A 15,643-nucleotide genomic window follows, 5' to 3' on the forward strand; every position below is an offset into this window, starting at 1 on the left:
CATGCCCCGGCTGCGACGCAGTAACTGCGAACATCCCGGCTACACCCGCCTTCGCTGGGGCAAGGGGTTCAGCTACCGCGGGCTGAAGGGCGAGGTGCTGAAGGATCCGGCGGAACTGCGCCGGATCCGTTCCCTCGCGATTCCGCCTGCCTGGCAGGACGTCTGGATCAGCCCCTACGCCAACGGCCACATCCAGGCCACCGGCCAGGACGGCGCCGGACGCCGGCAGTACATCTACCATCCGCACTGGCGCGAGATGAAGGACCGGGAGAAGTTCGACCGCGCCCTCGAATTTGCCCAGGCGCTGCCGTCCGCTCGCCGGATCATCACCAAGTACCTCCGCTCGGACGGTCACGGGCCGGACCGCGCGCTGGCCGCGGCCCTGCGGATCGTTGATTCAGGGGCTCTCCGGGTGGGCGGATCCCGGTACGCGGAGATGAACGGGTCCTACGGCACTACCACCCTGAGGGTGGAACACGTTACGGTCCAGGACACCCGTCTGTTGCTGGATTTCCCGGGCAAGAGCGGCCAGGAATGGCACGTGGAGCTTGATGACGAGGACCTCGTCGCGGCGCTTGTGCCCATGCTCGAGCGTCCGGAGCCGGACACCGCGCTTGCCTACGTGGGGGTGGATGGGCAGTGGCACAGCATTGACGCCTCCCAGTTGAACAGCTTTCTCCGGGAGGTGACCGCCGGAGATTTCAGTGCCAAGGATTTCCGGACGTGGCAGGCAACAGTCTCGGCGGCCATGGGCTTTGCCCGGGCCGCACGGACCGCTTCAACCAAGCGGGCGCAGCAGCAGGCCGTGGCGCAGACCATCCGGGAAGTCGCCGAAAGGCTTGGCAACACCCCGGCCGTAGCGCGGAAGTCCTACGTGGACCCCCGGCTGGTTGACCGGTTTCTTGACGGGGATGTCATTCCGGTGGCCGGATACTCCGCCTCTGAGACAGCTGTGCGGGAAATGCTGAGCGAATAACCCGCGGAAAACCGTCCGGGTCTATGGTAAGTATGCTTATATACCGTTGGCGCCAGTTGCCGGCGGGAGAAGCCATCACAGCGAAAGGCGGACCATGAGCGAGTACCCGAACGAAGACGAGCAGCTCACCAACCCCAAGCCCAGCGGGCAGGCCAGCGGCGACGACAACTACCGCGGAGACATTGGCGACCAGGGAAATGACCTTCGTTTCGCCGAAGAGCAGGAGCTCATCCGCGAACAGGCCTCCCCGGCATCCGTGAAGCACGAGGAAGGCGAGTACACCGACGCCGACGGACGCAAGCAGCCGCCGTCGACCTCGCACAACGCTGCTGAGACCGAAGGCAGCTACACCGATTCAGAAGGCACGCAGGACTAAGCCGGCCTACCCGGCGCCGAAGCGCCTGAATGCACCGGTCCGGCCGCCAGCCAGTGCGGCCGGACCGGTTCCTGCGTCCGGCGCCCGCACAAGCAGGGAACGCGGGTCGACGCTCACGCTCACCCGTGTTGCGGCGCCTGTCAGGTCGCCGTCGAGCTGGGTAATGATCGGCTCCTCGGTGCTGACAGTGACCTTCCGCGCCCTGGTGTATTCGATCAGGGAGAGTTCCCTGCGGTTCCGGGTCACCACCTTGCCGGCAACCGCCAGCCACCCCAGGACGGTGCGGGGAGTGAGGACCACAATGTCCAGCATCCCGTCGTCCAGGGCAGCGGCTGGAATGAAATCGATTCCGGCGGGCAGCTTGCCGGTGTTGGCGAACAGTACGCTGCGGACCTTGCGGACCTGGCCGGGAACGTCGTCGAGCTGGATCCGCATCCGCCGCCTCGGCCCGGGCAGCAGCCGGATGCCTGCCTCGCTGTAGGCCAGCCACCCCACCCGGCGTTTGAGGTCATCCCGGGTTGCGGCAATGACTTCGGCGTCCAGGCCGATGCCGCCCATGACCAGGAAGTTGCTGGCTGACCGGGCGCCGGTGCGTGAGTTCTCGAGCTCCACCCGGCCCATGTCGATCCGTCGCTCGGTTCCGTGCAGGGCAGCCTGGATGCTGCCGGACAGATCATTGACGGCCACGCCGAGGTTCCGGGCCAGCAGGTTGCCGGTTCCCAGCGGCAGCAGCCCCATCGCCGCAGGCTGGTGGGCCAGTGCCCGTGCCACCTCGCGGACCGTGCCGTCACCGCCGGCCGCCAGTACGACGTCGGCGCCCGCCGCCAGCGCGTCCAGCGCCTGGCGGTAGCCGGGGGAGTCCACGGTTGTCTCGAAAACCAGCGGCGGTTCCCAGCCGGCCATTTTGCATGCGGCCGTCAGTGCTGCTTTCGCCTCGCCCGCCTGGGCCTTGACGGGGTTGATCACCACGGCTACCCGCTGGCTCGCCGACGCGACCGGGCGGGTGATCCGCCCGGCAGCCGCCTGCCGCCGGTGCCGCCGCGAGATCACCTGCCAGGTGGCGATCGAAGCCAGCAAGGCAGTGGCCACAATGAGCAGGAGTACGGTAATTTCGGCGGGCATGGTGGTTTCAGGATAGCCGCCGGTCAGGGTGCGGGTCCCGGAAGCTGTTTTCGGTACTCTTGAGACGTGATCGATGTAAATGAGCTGCGAGAAAATCCTGAGAAGTTCCGAGCATCCCAGCGCGCCCGGCTGGCCGATCCGGAGCTGGTGGACGCGATCATTTCCGCGGATGCCCGCCGGCGCGAGGCCCGGACCCGCTACGAGACCCTGCGTGCCGAGCAGAATGCCTTTGGCAAGCGCGTGGCCCAGGCCAAGGGCGAAGAGAAGCAGGCCCTGCTGGCGGAGGTGAAGGAATTGGCTGCGGCCGTCAAGGCTGCCGGCACCGAAGCAGACGCAGTGCAGGCCGAGCAGGAGGCCCTGGTCCGCCGCGTCGCCAACGTCGTGGAAGACGGCGTCCCGGCCGGCGGCGAAGACGATTTCACGGTCCTGAAGACCGTTGGCACGCCCCGGGACTTCGACGCCGAAGGCTTTACCCCGCGCGATCACCTCGAGCTGGGCGAACTGCTCGGTGCGATCGACATGGAACGCGGCGCCAAGGTTTCCGGATCCCGGTTCTATTTCCTGCGCGGCGTTGGAGCGCGCCTGGAGCTGGCCCTGCTGCAGATGGCCATGGACCAGGCGGTCAAGGCCGGCTTCATCCCCATGATTACCCCCACCCTGGTCCGTCCAGAGACCATGCAGGGCACGGGCTTCGACGTGGCACACGACGCCGAGATCTACCGCCTCGCCGAGGACGACCTGTATCTGGTGGGAACCTCCGAGGTTCCGCTGGCCGGCTACCACTCCGACGAGATCATGGACCTCAGCGCCGGGCCCGTCCGCTACGCTGGCTGGTCCTCCTGCTACCGCCGCGAAGCCGGATCCCACGGCAAGGACACCCGCGGCATCATCCGGGTGCACCAGTTCAATAAGGTGGAGATGTTTACCTACACCCCGGTTGAAGAAGCCGCCGCGGAACACCAGCGGCTGCTGGCCTGGGAAGAGGAGATGCTCGCCAAGGTGGAGCTGCCCTACCGCGTCATCGAAACAGCCGCCGGAGACCTGGGCATGTCCGCAGCCCGCAAGTACGACTGCGAAGCCTGGGTTCCCACCCAGGGCGCCTACCGCGAGCTGACCTCCACGTCGAACTGCACCACGTTCCAGGCCCGCCGGCTGAACATCCGCGAACGCCAGGACGGCAGGACCCGCGCCGTCGCCACGCTGAACGGCACCCTGGCCACCACGCGCTGGATCGTCGCCATCCTGGAGCACCACCAGAACCCGGACGGCTCGGTCAACGTCCCGAAGGCACTGCGGCCCTACCTGGGCGGCCTGGAAGTTCTGCCCGTCCAGTAGCTGTTGCCGTGCTGCCCCTGGATCCGCGGGGCAGCACGGGCGCAGCAACAGTTCACCGGCTGTTTGTGCCCGGTGTGAACCGCGTCCTACCGGTATTTACCCGCGTCTGTTTATATGAATCGATGACAACTCTCACTTCTGCCGGCACCGAAGACCGGTTCAACACTGGCAGCAAACACCTCATTGCCCTGGACGTCGACGGAACCCTGGTGGACCACGACGGACACATGTCCCCCGATGTCCGATCCGCGGCCAGGGATGCGATCGACGCCGGCCACCACCTGGTGATCTCCACCGGCCGGTCCTATGGCGCCGCCCTTCCGGTCCTGGAGAGCATTGGCCTGACCGAGGGCTTCACCGTCTGCTCCAACGGCGGCGTCACCCTTCAGATGGATCCCTCCCTGCCGGATGGCTACGAAATCATCGACCGGGTGGTCTTTGACCCCCGTCCCGCACTGGACGCCCTGCGCGTGTCACTGCCGGCTGCCAAGTTCGCCCTGGAAGACCATGAGGGGCGGTTCCTTTCCACCGAGCGATTCCAGGACGCCAGCTTCGGCGCGGAAGCGCAGGCCGTGGACTTCGAATACCTGCGGGAAAGCAAGGCCGTGCGCGTGGTGGTCTTCAGCACCGACAGCACCGCCAAGGAGTTTGGCGACGCCGTAGCCGCCATCGGCCTGCACGGGGTGACCTATTCAGTGGGGTGGACCGCCTGGCTGGACATCGCCGCCGCGGGCGTGACCAAGGCGTCGGCCCTTGAACAGGTCCGCCGCCGGCTGGATATCGATCCCCGGCACACCGTCGCGGTGGGAGACGGCCGGAACGATATTGAAATGCTCTCCTGGGCAGCGCGGGGAGTTGCCATGGGCCAGTCCCCGGACGAAGTGCTCTCAGCCGCCACCGAAGTAACCGGCTCGGTCTACGAGGACGGCGCCGCGAAGGTCCTGCGCAGCCTGCTGGATCCGCTCTAGCGCCTACCTGGCCGCATAGGGCAGGGGAGCCGGCGGCAGGGCAACGGGACCGGACACCAGGTCCAGCAGGCGGGCGGCCGCGGGCCGTGTGGCCCATTCCTCGACCCAGTGGGAGCGCACCACGGCCTTGCTGACGGCCTGGGCCGTGATGCCCAGTTCCTGGGCAACGTACTTTTGCTGTCCCCGGGCTCCGGGAGTCATCAGGTCAAGGACCTTCCACTCCGCAGCGGTCCGGCTGGCAACGAGCTGGCCCAGCAGGCGCAGCACCGCCTCGGCCTCGGACGCCACCTCGGCGTCGGGACCCTCCACGGCCAGCGGGATCCGGTCGCCCGACCGCTGGGCACGCTCCACGGCCCGGCGTGCGTAGACCAGGCCAAAACCCTCCGCCTGCAGCACGTTGGCCGGGAGCGGGCGGAGGAGTTCGCCGACGCCGATTCCCACATTCCAACGGCGGGCACGGATGGCTATCAGCGCGGCATCAACTGCGGCCGAGGGATGGGCCAGGATGCCCTGGGCCTCGTCCCCCACCGACCGCTGGAAATCCACTGCAGCGGGAATATGGCGCAGTGAGCGCACCAGGTCCGGAACCTGGTCCCCTGCTTCGCGGGAATCCCGCTGGTTGATGGTCAGCACGAAATGCATGGCATCAGCATGGCAGAGCAACCCCACCGGACAACCGATATCGGTTGAGCGGCGTGCCGCACTTCCCCCGAAATGACAGAAACTGCACGTACCAGCGCTGGTACGTGCAGTTTCTGTTGTCTCGGTGGTGAGAAAGGGAGAAGGCGCCCTTAGTTGTTCGCGGGGTCTGCGTCGACGTCGCGGCCCTGGGGCTCGTCCTCTTCGCGCTGCTCACCCAGTGCCTCGAAACGCGCCAGGGAGGCTTCGACCTCGGCCTCGGCGGCTTCGCGGCCGGCCCAGTCAGCTGCCTCGACCCACTTGCCGGGCTCCAGGTCCTTGTACTTGGTGAAGAAGTGCTTGATCTCATCCAGCAGGAAGTCCGGAACATCGGAGATGTCCTGAATGTGGTCGAAGCGCACATCCGCCGGGACGCAGAGCACCTTGGCATCTCCGCCGCCGTCGTCGACCATGTTGAAGACGCCGATCGGACGGGATTCAACCAGCACGCCCGGAATGAGGTCGAAGTCCTGCAGCATCACCATGGCGTCCAGCGGATCGCCGTCTTCGCCGAGGGTGTTTTCGAAGTAGCCATAGTGCGTGGGGTACTGCATGGAAGTGAACAGCACGCGGTCCAGGCGCAGGCGGTGCGTCTCGTGGTCGATTTCGTACTTGACGCGGGATCCCTTGGGGATCTCGATCGTTACGTCGAGTTTCATAACGGCTCCTAGGGGTGCGGCCACGTAAAAGGGCCGGTCAAACGGACAGAGATGATCGTGCATGGCACATGCACTTTGCGAGCATGGACGCAGCCGGAATTCCCCCGTCCCTTTGGGAATGTCCGTTTGGTTCACTGCGCCGGTCTAGTGTTAAAGATATATGTCCTGAGGCACTGGCGGGTTTCCCGGCGTTTCCAGCTGCCCGAATACCGCCGCTGCAGGCGGAACCTGGGGAACCAGGCACGGAAAATAGGAAATGGTGGGCTTTGGCGAGGATCTTCTCCGGCATTGCCCTGCTGCTTGCCTTTGCCCTGCTGCTGGTTCCCGTTGCCGTCTACGCCGGTCCGCCGGTGGTCAAGGCCCTTTCCGGAACCGCACCGGAGCGCCAGAGCGCAGTGCCGTCCCATCAGCGCCCGCCCGCGCAGCTGACCGTCAACCCCTTCATCACGCCCCTGGACCCTGCCGCGCCCGTTCCCGATGCCGCAGTGCTCGGTTCGCTGCTCGACGCTGAATTGGCCTTCGAGGGAGCCGGCACCATTTCGGCGGTGGTGTCCGATGCGCTCACGGGCACCGTGCTCTATGAACGCAGCCCCGAGGCCGCCGGCATGCCGGCCTCCACCCTGAAGATCCTTACCGCCGCCGCCGTGGTCCGCACCCTGGACCCGGACTCGCGCTTTGAGACCGCCGTTCACGCGGCCAGGGCAGACGGGGAGACAGTGCTCACCCTGCGCGGGGGCGGAGACGTGCTGCTGGGCAGCGGAGAGTCGCGGGAGGACGGCGTCGTTGGCCGCGCCGGCCTGGCCACGCTGGCCGCGGAGGCGCTGCAGCAACTGGTTCCCGGCGACGGGACGGTCCGCGTGCAGGTCGATGACGCCCTCTTCACCGGTCCGGGACTGTCCGGGGCCTGGAACGAGGCCGACGTCGCAGCCGGGGAGATCGCCCCGGTGCATGCCCTGGCGGTCAATTCGGCCTGGGTGGACGAGACACGGCAGGGCGGGGAGCGTACCGACGACGCAGCGCTCGCAGCAGCCACGGCGTTCCGGGACGCCCTGGCTGTGTCCGCGGAAGCACAGGGGATCACGGTTGCGGACGGCGTGGCCCGCGGCACCGCACCAGCCGGTTCCCGGGAACTGGCCGCGGTCGAGTCGGCTACAGTCTCCGAACAGGTGGAGCAGATGCTGCTGGTCTCGGACAACTACCTGGCCGAGGCCCTGGCCCGGTCTGCGGCGAAGGCGTCCGGCCGGGAGGCGGATTTTGCGGGTGCCACGGCAACGGTGGCAGCCGAAATCGCCGGCCTGGGCGTGGACACAGCGGGCATGTCACTCGCCGACGTCTCCGGGCTGGCCGCGGAGAACTCTGTCACCGCCCGCCAACTGGAACAGACCGTCCGTGCCGTCCTGACAACGGGCGACGACGGGCTCCGCGCGGTTGCCCGCGGGCTTCCCGTGGCAGGTCTTAGCGGGACGCTGCAGGGCAGGTACGGGAGCGAGGCTGCTGCCGGCCTGGTCCGGGCCAAAACCGGAACCCTGCGCGCCGTGACGGCCCTGAGCGGCTACGTGACGGACGCGGACGGCCGGCTGCTGTCCTTTACGCTCGTGGCGCGGGGCCTGGACGGCAACACTGCCGAGGCCCGCGCTGCCGTGGATGACGCCGCCGCAGTGCTGGCCGGCTGCGGCTGTCGCTGAGCCCTGCCGCCAGTTCTTTCCCCGGCCGCCTAACCCCAGCGTTGCACCCACCACTTGACTTCACCCCCTCAAACGAGCCGTAACTGGCCTCTCGGGGGATCTTGCAACGGCTCCGGGAGCGCAGTGCGGCGTCCCTGTGGTCGAATGGACCAATGGAGAGCAACCAGCAGCACCTGAGCACCTCAAACGCCGCGCGACTGGTGAACTGGGACTTCGCCGCTGCCACCGCTGCCACCCTGGTGGCCCCGGGACCCAAGATGAGCCGCCGCGAAATCCAGGCCGCCGTCGCGGACCTGCGCCGGCTGGCGGATGAATCCGTAGCCCACGTCCACCGCATCACCGGCCTGGACGCCGCGGAGAACCTGCGGGACTCCCAGGTCCTGATCGTGGACCGGGCGTCCTGGGCCAAAGCCAACTCGCAGAGCTTCGCCGCCCTGATGAACCCGATGCTGGAGCACCTGGCCGAAACCAGGCCCGAAGCCGTCAAGGCCACCAACACCGCCATTGCCGGTACCGTCACCGGCGCCGAACTCGGTGCCGTCCTGGCGTTCCTGGCCAGCAAGGTGCTGGGGCAGTACGATCCGTTCGCCGCGCTGGCATCCAACAGCCCCGGTAAAACCGGAGGACGGCTGCTGCTGGTCGCCCCCAACATCATCAGCACCGAACAGGAGCTGAATGTTGAGCCGTCAGACTTCCGGCTCTGGGTATGCCTGCACGAACAGACCCACCGGGTTCAGTTCGCCGCCGCCCCCTGGCTGCGGGACCACCTGCTGGAGCAGATCCGGCTGCTGAGCACCGGACTGATGGACAAGGCGCAGACCCTGCCGGAACGGATCAGCTCCATGGCCAAACAGCTCTCCGCCGTGGCTGCTGGCAGGGATGAAACTCCGTCCGACGGTGTTCCGGAGCGCCAGCTGGACGTCCTGACCCTGCTGCAGGACCCGGCGGACAAAGCACGTTTGTCCCACGTCACCGCTGTCATGAGCCTGCTGGAAGGGCACGCCAACGTGGTCATGGATGCGGTGGATGCCAGCATCATCCCCAGCGTGAAAACCATTCGCCGCCGCTTCAACGACCGCGGCATCAACCGCGGCTGGCTGGACAAGTTCTTCCGCCGCATCATGGGCCTCGATGCCAAGATGCGGCAGTACGCAGACGGGTCGAAGTTTGTCCGCGCAGTGGTGGACAAGGTGGGCATGGAAGGGTTCAACCGGGTCTGGGAAGAAGCCGGGAACCTGCCCACCGAGGCGGAAATCCACAACCCGGACCTCTGGATCAAGCGGATGGGACTCTAGGCAGCACGTGAGCGAGACCCCAGTGCATCCCCTGGTCCCGGCGGTGCGTGCCCGCCGCCGCCTGAACCCCACCCTCGGCAAGGCGCGTGCCATGCTGAAGGATTTCCTGCGCGACGCCGGCCTGGCGCCCAATCCGGCCAGCCCGCCGGTGCTGCTGGTGGCCTGCAGCGGCGGCCCGGACTCGCTTGCCCTGGCGGAAGCGGCGTCGTTCTTTCACCGCCGCGGGGACTACGCGGTAGGTGCCGCCGTCGTCGATCACGGGCTCCAGGCCGGCTCGGCGGAGATCGCCGAAGCCGCGTCGGCGAAGCTGCGTGCCATGGGGCTGGACCCGGTTACCGTCCACCGGGTGGAAGTTCCGGAATCGGGCATGGGACCGGAGGCTGCGGCGCGCACGGTGCGCTACGAAGCGCTCGACGCCGCCGCTGCCGCAGCGGGAGCGGACGCGGTGCTGCTCGGCCACACGCTGGATGACCAGGCCGAACAGGTCCTCCTCGGCCTCGCCCGGGGATCCGGAACGCGTTCCCTGGCCGGCATGCCCGCCCGCCGCGGCATCTACCTGCGCCCGTTCCTGGGCCTGCGCCGGGAAGAAGTCGAAGAAATCTGCGCCGCGCAGCAGCTGGATCCCTGGCACGACCCCACCAACGCTGACCCGTCCTTCGCGCGCTCCCGCGTGCGGACCTCGGTACTGCCGTTCCTCGAAGCCGAACTGGGCCCCGGGATCGCCGAAGCGCTCTTCCGCAGCTCCCGGATCCTCGCCCAGGACGCCGACTACCTTGACGCCCAGGCCGCCGAAACCTATGAGCGGCTGCGTGCCGAAGCCGGTAATCCCGCGGTCGGAGGCAACCCGGAAGAGATCCTCCTCTCAGAACAGGCGCTGCGCGAGCTGCCCCCGGCGCTGCGGCAGCGGGTTCTGGCGCTCGCCGCAGCGGAACTTGGAGCCGCCCGTCCCAGCTGGGAAAGGGTGCGTGCGGTGGAGGCGCTGCTGCGCCGCGAAGGTTCGGCCGGGCCGGTGCAGCTGGCAGGGAAGGTCTCCGCGTACAGGCAGGTGCGGACAAAGCCGGTTCCCCAAGGCAGCCCAAGCTATGGCAATCTTGTTTTTAGGAAAAAGAGCAGCGCCTAAGTCCAGCTGCAACATCTCGCACCCGGGAGCCATTCGTGGATTCACACGACGTCCAGTCAGATCTCAAACACGTTCTCTACACCAGGGAACAGATTGCCGAGCGAATCAAGGAACTGGCGGCGGAAATCGACCGCGACTACGCCGGGCGCGACATCCTGCTTGTCGGCGTGCTCAAGGGTGCCGTCATGGTCATGGCGGACCTGTCCCGTGCCCTGCACAGCCACGTTTCAATGGACTGGATGGCGGTTTCCTCCTACGGTTCGGGCACCCAGTCCTCCGGCGTCGTCCGGATCCTGAAGGACCTTGAGACCGACCTGCTGGGCAAGCACGTGCTGATCGTCGAGGACATCATCGATTCCGGCCTCACCCTGTCCTGGCTTCGCACCAACCTGCAGTCCCGGGGACCGGCCAGCGTGGAGATCTGCACCCTGCTGCGCAAGCCGGATGCCGCCAAGGTGGAAATCGACGTGAAGTACGTCGGGTACGAGATCCCCAACGAATTCGTGGTCGGCTACGGCCTGGACTTCGCCGAGAAGTACCGCAACCTGGACTTCATCGGCACCCTGGCGCCCCACGTCTACGAATAAAGCCTGCAGGCGGTCCACCGGCCTGCTGAACCCGCTGGTCCAAACCGGCGCACTTCGGTGCCCGGTGCGGACCGGCGGGTTTTTCGTACCCGGCCCGCATGAGCGGAATCACGGAACCGGGCTACGCCCTGAGGGAACTAATGCGGGCTTTGGACCGTGTGTTTCTTGGAGACGATGTATAGCTAGACATTGCTAGCCAACGAATTCCGCGCAGTATCAGCGTTGTTGATCAGGAGGGACGGGGCATCTGCCCTGACGACGAATGAAATCCAAGAACTTCTTCAAGGGACCGATCATTTGGATCGTGCTGGCTCTTGCCGCGCTGCTGATCATCCTTCCCAACCTTGCCCCCTCCGGCGCTTCCCAGGTTGACACCAATGTTGGCCTGAAGCTGCTGGCTGACAACAAGGTTGAACAGGCAAAGATCTACGACGGCGACCAGCGCGTGGACCTCACCCTGCGGGAACCGTATGAGGACAAGGGTGAAAACGTCCAGTTCTTCTTCGGTTCCGCCCGCGGCGAGGACATTGTCGAGGCCGTGAACAACTCCGACGTGGACGGCTTCACGGACCAGCCCGTCCAGTCGAACTGGTTCACCAGTTTCCTGGGCCTTTTCCTGCCCATCATCATCCTGGGCCTCATCTTCTGGTTCCTGCTCACCCGCATGCAGGGCGGCGGATCCAAGGTCATGCAGTTCGGCAAGTCCAAGGCCAAGCTCACCAACAAGGACATGCCGCAGGTGACCTTCGCGGATGTTGCCGGTGCCGATGAAGCGGTGGAAGAACTCCACGAAATCAAGGAATTCCTGAAGGAACCGGCAAAGTTCCAGGCCGTAGGGGCAAAGATCCCCAAGGGCGTGCTGCTCTACGGCCCGCCCGGAACCGGTAAGACCCTGCTGGCCCGCGCGGTGGCCGGCGAAGCCGGTGTGCCGTTCTATTCGATCTCCGGTTCGGACTTCGTGGAGATGTTCGTCGGCGTCGGTGCCTCCCGTGTCCGCGACCTCTTTGAGCAGGCCAAGAACAACGCTCCTGCCATCATCTTCGTTGACGAGATCGACGCCGTCGGCCGCCACCGCGGAGCCGGCGTAGGCGGCGGCAACGACGAACGCGAGCAGACGCTGAACCAGCTCCTGGTGGAAATGGACGGCTTTGACGGCAACACCAACGTCATCCTGATCGCCGCCACCAACCGTCCGGACGTGCTGGATCCGGCGCTGCTGCGCCCGGGCCGCTTCGACCGCCAGATCGGTGTTGAGGCCCCGGACATGCAGGGCCGCCTGCACATCCTGCAGGTCCATGCCAAGGGTAAGCCGATGGCACCCGGCGTAGACCTGGAGAGCGTAGCCCGCAAGACCCCCGGCTTCACCGGCGCGGACCTGGCGAACGTGCTCAACGAAGCAGCCCTGCTCACCGCACGATCGAATGCGCAGCTGATCGACGACCGCGCGCTGGACGAGGCAATTGACCGCGTGATCGCCGGCCCGCAGAAGCGCAGCCGTGTCATGAAGGAACTCGAGCGCAAGATCACCGCGTACCACGAGGGCGGCCACGCGCTGGTGGCCGCGGCACTGCGCAACACCGACCCGGTGACCAAGGTAACCATCCTCCCCCGAGGGCGCGCGCTGGGCTACACCATGGTCCTGCCGCAGGATGACAAGTACTCGGTCACCCGCAACGAACTGTTGGACCAGCTGGCCTACGCCATGGGCGGCCGCGTCGCGGAGGAAATCGTCTTCCACGATCCCTCCACCGGCGCCTCGAACGACATTGAGAAGGCCACCGCCACCGCCCGCAAGATGGTCACGCAGTACGGCATGAGCGAGCGGATCGGCTCCGTGAAGCTCGGTTCCGGCGGGGGAGAACCCTTCCTGGGCCGCGACATGGGCCAGGAGCGGAACTACTCGGACCAGGTGGCGTACGTGGTGGATGAGGAAGTCCGGCGCCTGCTGGACAACGCCCATGACGAGGCCTACCAGATCCTCACCGAGAACCGTGACGTACTGGACCGCCTGGCCCTTGAGCTGCTTGAACGCGAGACCCTGAACCAGGCCGAAATCGCTGACGTGTTCAGGGACGTGCGCAAGCGGGATGTCCGTGAGGTCTGGCTGTCCAAGCCCACGCGCCCGGTGCATGACATTCCTCCGGTGGTTTCGCCGCGCGAACGGGCGGAGGCCGCAGCCGCCGGTGAACCCAACCCGGACACCGTGGCTCCGCAGGACCAAATTGCCGACGCCGATATCCCGCAGGACTTCGACGTCTCCGCCAATGGGCTCCCGGAGCCTGAGAACAGCGGGCGGGGCAGCCACACCGGCTCCTCGAACCTCGAATAACCGAAAGGCTGGACGGCCGGAGCACCAGGGCTCCGGCCGACCAGCCGCTTCCAGCGTCCACGGTAGGATCGTGCAGTGACGGATTTCGACGATGAACTGAGCCTGACCGGGCTGAAAGAGACGGCCCCCGAGGTGGACCAGCCCCGCATAGCACTGGCGGTGCGCGAAATCCTCCTTGCCATCGGGGAGGATCCTGACCGCGACGGACTCCGGGAAACTCCCGCCCGGGTGGCGAAATCCTATTCGGAGATCTTCGCCGGCCTGCACCAAAGCCCTTCGGACCTGCTGGCCACCACATTCGACCTGGACCATGAGGAAATGGTGCTGGTGAAGGACATTCCCTTCTATTCCACCTGTGAGCACCACCTGGTTCCGTTCCACGGTTCGGCGCACATCGGTTACATCCCCTCCCATGACGGCAAGGTCACCGGGCTGAGCAAGCTGGCCCGCCTGGTTGACGTCTACGCCCGCAGGCCGCAGGTCCAGGAACGGCTCACCACGCAGATCGTGGACGCCCTGATGGCCAACCTGCAGCCCGTCGGCGCAATCGTCGTCATTGAATGTGAACACCTCTGCATGTCGATGCGCGGCGTGCGCAAGCCCGGTGCCAAGACGGTTACCTCGGCCGTGCGCGGCCAGCTGCGCGAGACCGCCACGCGTGCAGAAGCAATGAGCCTGATACTCGGACGATAGGACGACTCGATGGATTCGCTAGCTGCCACCCCCGGAACCGGTCCCGCCACCAACCCCCTGCCGGTGATCCGGCCCGGGGCCAGGAAGAAGCGGTTCGGGGACCTGCCCGAAGGCCGCACCCTGGTGATGGGAATCCTGAACGTCACCCCGGATTCCTTCAGCGACGGCGGCCAGCATGACACCACGGATGCCGCCATCCGTGCGGGATTGAAGATGCACTATGACGGCGCCGACATCATCGACGTCGGGGGTGAATCCACCCGTCCGGACGCCGAGCGCATCAGCGCCGAGGAGGAACAGCGCCGCATCCTGCCGGTGGTCGAGGCCCTCGTCAAAGCCGGGGCCCTGATCAGCGTGGACACCATGAATGCTTCCACTGCCGAAAAGGCGATCGAGGCGGGCGCCGGCCTGATCAATGACGTTTCCGGACTCGAGCTGGACCCGGCGATGCCGGAACTGATCGCCCGCACCAAGGTTCCCTACGTCCTCATGCACAGCCGCGGAAGCGTCCGCAGCCAGGATCCGAAGGCCAGCTACGACGACGTCGTTGAAGACGTCATTGCTGAACTCACCACCCTGCGGGACCGGTTCTACGAAGCCGGCGTTGCCCCGGAGCAGATCATCCTGGATCCGGGACTGGGCTTCGCGAAGAACTCCGAACATGACTGGGCGCTGCTGCGCAACGTAGACCGGCTGACGGTCCTGGGGCACAAGGTCCTGATCGGTGCGTCCCGCAAGCGCTTCCTCGGCTCCCTGCTGACTACGGCCGGCAAGGCCGCGCCGCCGGCCGAGCGCGACAGCGCCACCCTGGCCACCACGGCGCTGGCCGCGAGCCAGGGTGTCTGGGCCGTCCGCGTGCACGACGTCGCCGCGAACGTGGACGCGGTCAAGGTTGCCGCAGCCTGGCAGGGCTAGCGTGGCTCTCCCGGCGAACCCTGCGCCCGCGAACCCTGCGCCCGTCCGCGACCGGATCCGCCTTTCCGGCCTGACGGCAACCGGATACCACGGTGTCTTCGACCATGAGCGGCGCGACGGCCAGGAATTCACCGTGGACCTGGTTCTCCACACGGACCTGCGCCCGGCGGCCGCCGCTGACGACTTGACCCTGACGGCGCACTACGGCGAGCTTGCCGAACAGGTCTGCGCCATCATTGCCGGGGAACCGGTGAACCTGATCGAAACCCTCGCCGAGCGGATCGCCTCCCATGTGCTGGCCGGCTTCGGCGTGGCGGAGGCAGTGGACGTCACCGTGCACAAACCGCACGCGCCCATCACCGTTCCGTTCGGCGACGTCGAAATCCAGATCCACCGGGAACGCGCATGAGCGCCGTCCGCACGGTCCTTGCGCTGGGCAGCAACCTCGGGGAATCCCGCAGCGCCCTGGCCGATGCCGTGGCCGCCCTGGCAGACCACCCGGGTATGAAGCTCGTGGCTGTTTCACCAGTGGCGCGTACGGCTCCCGTGGGCGGTCCGGCGGGCCAGCCGGACTACCTGAATCTGGTGGCCGAGTTCGAAACCACCCTGGACGCCCATGCCCTGCTGGACCACTGCCACGACATTGAAAACCGGCACCACCGCACGCGTGAGGTGCGCTGGGGGCCCCGGACGCTGGACGTCGACATCATTACCTACGGCACCAGCCGCATCGACGACGAGGTCCTGACCGTTCCCCATCCGCGTGCCGCGGAACGGGCCTTCGTGCTCCAGCCCTGGGCCTGGATGGATCCCGGCGCCACGCTGGACGGAGTTCCGGTGGCCGATCTGGCCGCCCATGCGCCGGACCTGCCCGGCGTCATACCCTTCGAGGGGGAGTGAGGATC

At 66.7% G+C, this 15,643-nt stretch carries 16 protein-coding genes; 13 read left to right on the plus strand and 3 right to left on the minus strand.

The genetic code is table 11. The annotated features are described in order from the left end of the window. Nucleotide 1: 1 nt before the first annotated feature. Entirely contained in the window at nucleotides 2-976 is a 975-nt protein-coding gene (locus ITX31_RS11080) for a DNA topoisomerase IB (protein ID WP_194783402.1), read from the plus strand. A 94-nt stretch (nucleotides 977-1,070) separates the two neighbouring features. Then, nucleotides 1,071-1,352 (plus strand): hypothetical protein, encoded by a 282-nt coding sequence (locus ITX31_RS11085; protein WP_194783403.1) that lies wholly within the window; start codon nucleotides 1,071-1,073, stop codon nucleotides 1,350-1,352. 6 nt (nucleotides 1,353-1,358) lie between these two features. Here the strand turns inward: ITX31_RS11085 and ITX31_RS11090 are convergent, their stop codons facing one another. After that, entirely contained in the window at nucleotides 1,359-2,474 is a 1,116-nt protein-coding gene (locus tag ITX31_RS11090; RefSeq protein WP_194783404.1) for a diacylglycerol/lipid kinase family protein, read from the minus strand. Nucleotides 2,475-2,540: 66 nt separating this feature from the next. On the opposite strand from ITX31_RS11090, the gene serS reads away from it, so the two are divergent. Further along, entirely contained in the window at nucleotides 2,541-3,809 is a 1,269-nt protein-coding gene (gene serS, locus ITX31_RS11095) for a serine--tRNA ligase (RefSeq protein WP_194783405.1), read from the plus strand. 122 nt (nucleotides 3,810-3,931) lie between these two features. Beyond that, nucleotides 3,932-4,777, plus strand: a complete 846-nt coding sequence (locus tag ITX31_RS11100; RefSeq protein WP_194783406.1) for an HAD family hydrolase — start codon at nucleotides 3,932-3,934, stop codon at nucleotides 4,775-4,777. 3 nt (nucleotides 4,778-4,780) lie between these two features. Here ITX31_RS11100 and ITX31_RS11105 read toward each other — a convergent pair whose 3' ends face one another. Together ITX31_RS11105 and ITX31_RS11110 are read right to left on the minus strand one after the other, a co-directional pair. Then, on the minus strand, nucleotides 4,781-5,419 hold the full coding sequence (locus tag ITX31_RS11105) for a hypothetical protein (RefSeq protein ID WP_194783407.1): 639 nt from the start codon (nucleotides 5,417-5,419) through the stop codon (nucleotides 4,781-4,783). Nucleotides 5,420-5,568: 149 nt separating this feature from the next. Further along, nucleotides 5,569-6,114: an inorganic diphosphatase gene (locus ITX31_RS11110; RefSeq protein ID WP_194783408.1), complete on the minus strand. Its 546-nt coding sequence runs from the start codon at nucleotides 6,112-6,114 to the stop codon at nucleotides 5,569-5,571. Nucleotides 6,115-6,380: 266 nt separating this feature from the next. Here ITX31_RS11110 and dacB point away from each other — a divergent pair, with 266 nt between their 5' ends. The 9 genes from dacB (at nucleotide 6,381) to folK (ending at nucleotide 15,638) form a co-directional block, all read left to right on the plus strand. Continuing rightward, the gene (gene dacB / locus ITX31_RS11115; protein WP_228529144.1) at nucleotides 6,381-7,799 is read left to right on the plus strand and encodes a D-alanyl-D-alanine carboxypeptidase/D-alanyl-D-alanine-endopeptidase; all 1,419 of its coding nucleotides are present in this window, start codon (nucleotides 6,381-6,383) and stop codon (nucleotides 7,797-7,799) included. 152 nt (nucleotides 7,800-7,951) lie between these two features. Next, nucleotides 7,952-9,094, plus strand: coding sequence for a zinc-dependent metalloprotease (locus tag ITX31_RS11120; RefSeq protein ID WP_194783409.1), 1,143 nt, complete (start codon nucleotides 7,952-7,954; stop codon nucleotides 9,092-9,094). Nucleotides 9,095-9,185: 91 nt separating this feature from the next. After that, the gene (gene tilS, locus ITX31_RS11125; RefSeq protein ID WP_194783638.1) at nucleotides 9,186-10,214 is read left to right on the plus strand and encodes a tRNA lysidine(34) synthetase TilS; all 1,029 of its coding nucleotides are present in this window, start codon (nucleotides 9,186-9,188) and stop codon (nucleotides 10,212-10,214) included. A gap of 35 nt (nucleotides 10,215-10,249) precedes the next feature. Further along, the gene (hpt, locus tag ITX31_RS11130) at nucleotides 10,250-10,801 is read left to right on the plus strand and encodes a hypoxanthine phosphoribosyltransferase (protein WP_152224999.1); all 552 of its coding nucleotides are present in this window, start codon (nucleotides 10,250-10,252) and stop codon (nucleotides 10,799-10,801) included. Nucleotides 10,802-11,063: 262 nt separating this feature from the next. After that, nucleotides 11,064-13,130 (plus strand): ATP-dependent zinc metalloprotease FtsH, encoded by a 2,067-nt coding sequence (gene ftsH, locus ITX31_RS11135; protein ID WP_194783410.1) that lies wholly within the window; start codon nucleotides 11,064-11,066, stop codon nucleotides 13,128-13,130. A gap of 75 nt (nucleotides 13,131-13,205) precedes the next feature. After that, nucleotides 13,206-13,823: a GTP cyclohydrolase I FolE gene (gene folE / locus ITX31_RS11140; protein WP_323745657.1), complete on the plus strand. Its 618-nt coding sequence runs from the start codon at nucleotides 13,206-13,208 to the stop codon at nucleotides 13,821-13,823. Between the two features lie 9 nt (nucleotides 13,824-13,832). Then, the gene (folP, locus tag ITX31_RS11145) at nucleotides 13,833-14,738 is read left to right on the plus strand and encodes a dihydropteroate synthase (protein ID WP_194783411.1); all 906 of its coding nucleotides are present in this window, start codon (nucleotides 13,833-13,835) and stop codon (nucleotides 14,736-14,738) included. Nucleotide 14,739: 1 nt separating this feature from the next. Continuing rightward, on the plus strand, nucleotides 14,740-15,147 hold the full coding sequence (gene folB, locus ITX31_RS11150) for a dihydroneopterin aldolase (RefSeq protein ID WP_194783412.1): 408 nt from the start codon (nucleotides 14,740-14,742) through the stop codon (nucleotides 15,145-15,147). Beyond that, on the plus strand, nucleotides 15,144-15,638 hold the full coding sequence (folK, locus tag ITX31_RS11155; protein ID WP_194783413.1) for a 2-amino-4-hydroxy-6-hydroxymethyldihydropteridine diphosphokinase: 495 nt from the start codon (nucleotides 15,144-15,146) through the stop codon (nucleotides 15,636-15,638). Before folB ends, folK begins: the two co-directional genes overlap by 4 nt. Nucleotides 15,639-15,643: the final 5 nt, after the last annotated feature.

It is taken from the genome of Arthrobacter gandavensis, from assembly GCF_015355785.1.
GTDB lineage: Bacteria > Actinomycetota > Actinomycetes > Actinomycetales > Micrococcaceae > Arthrobacter_B > Arthrobacter_B gandavensis_A.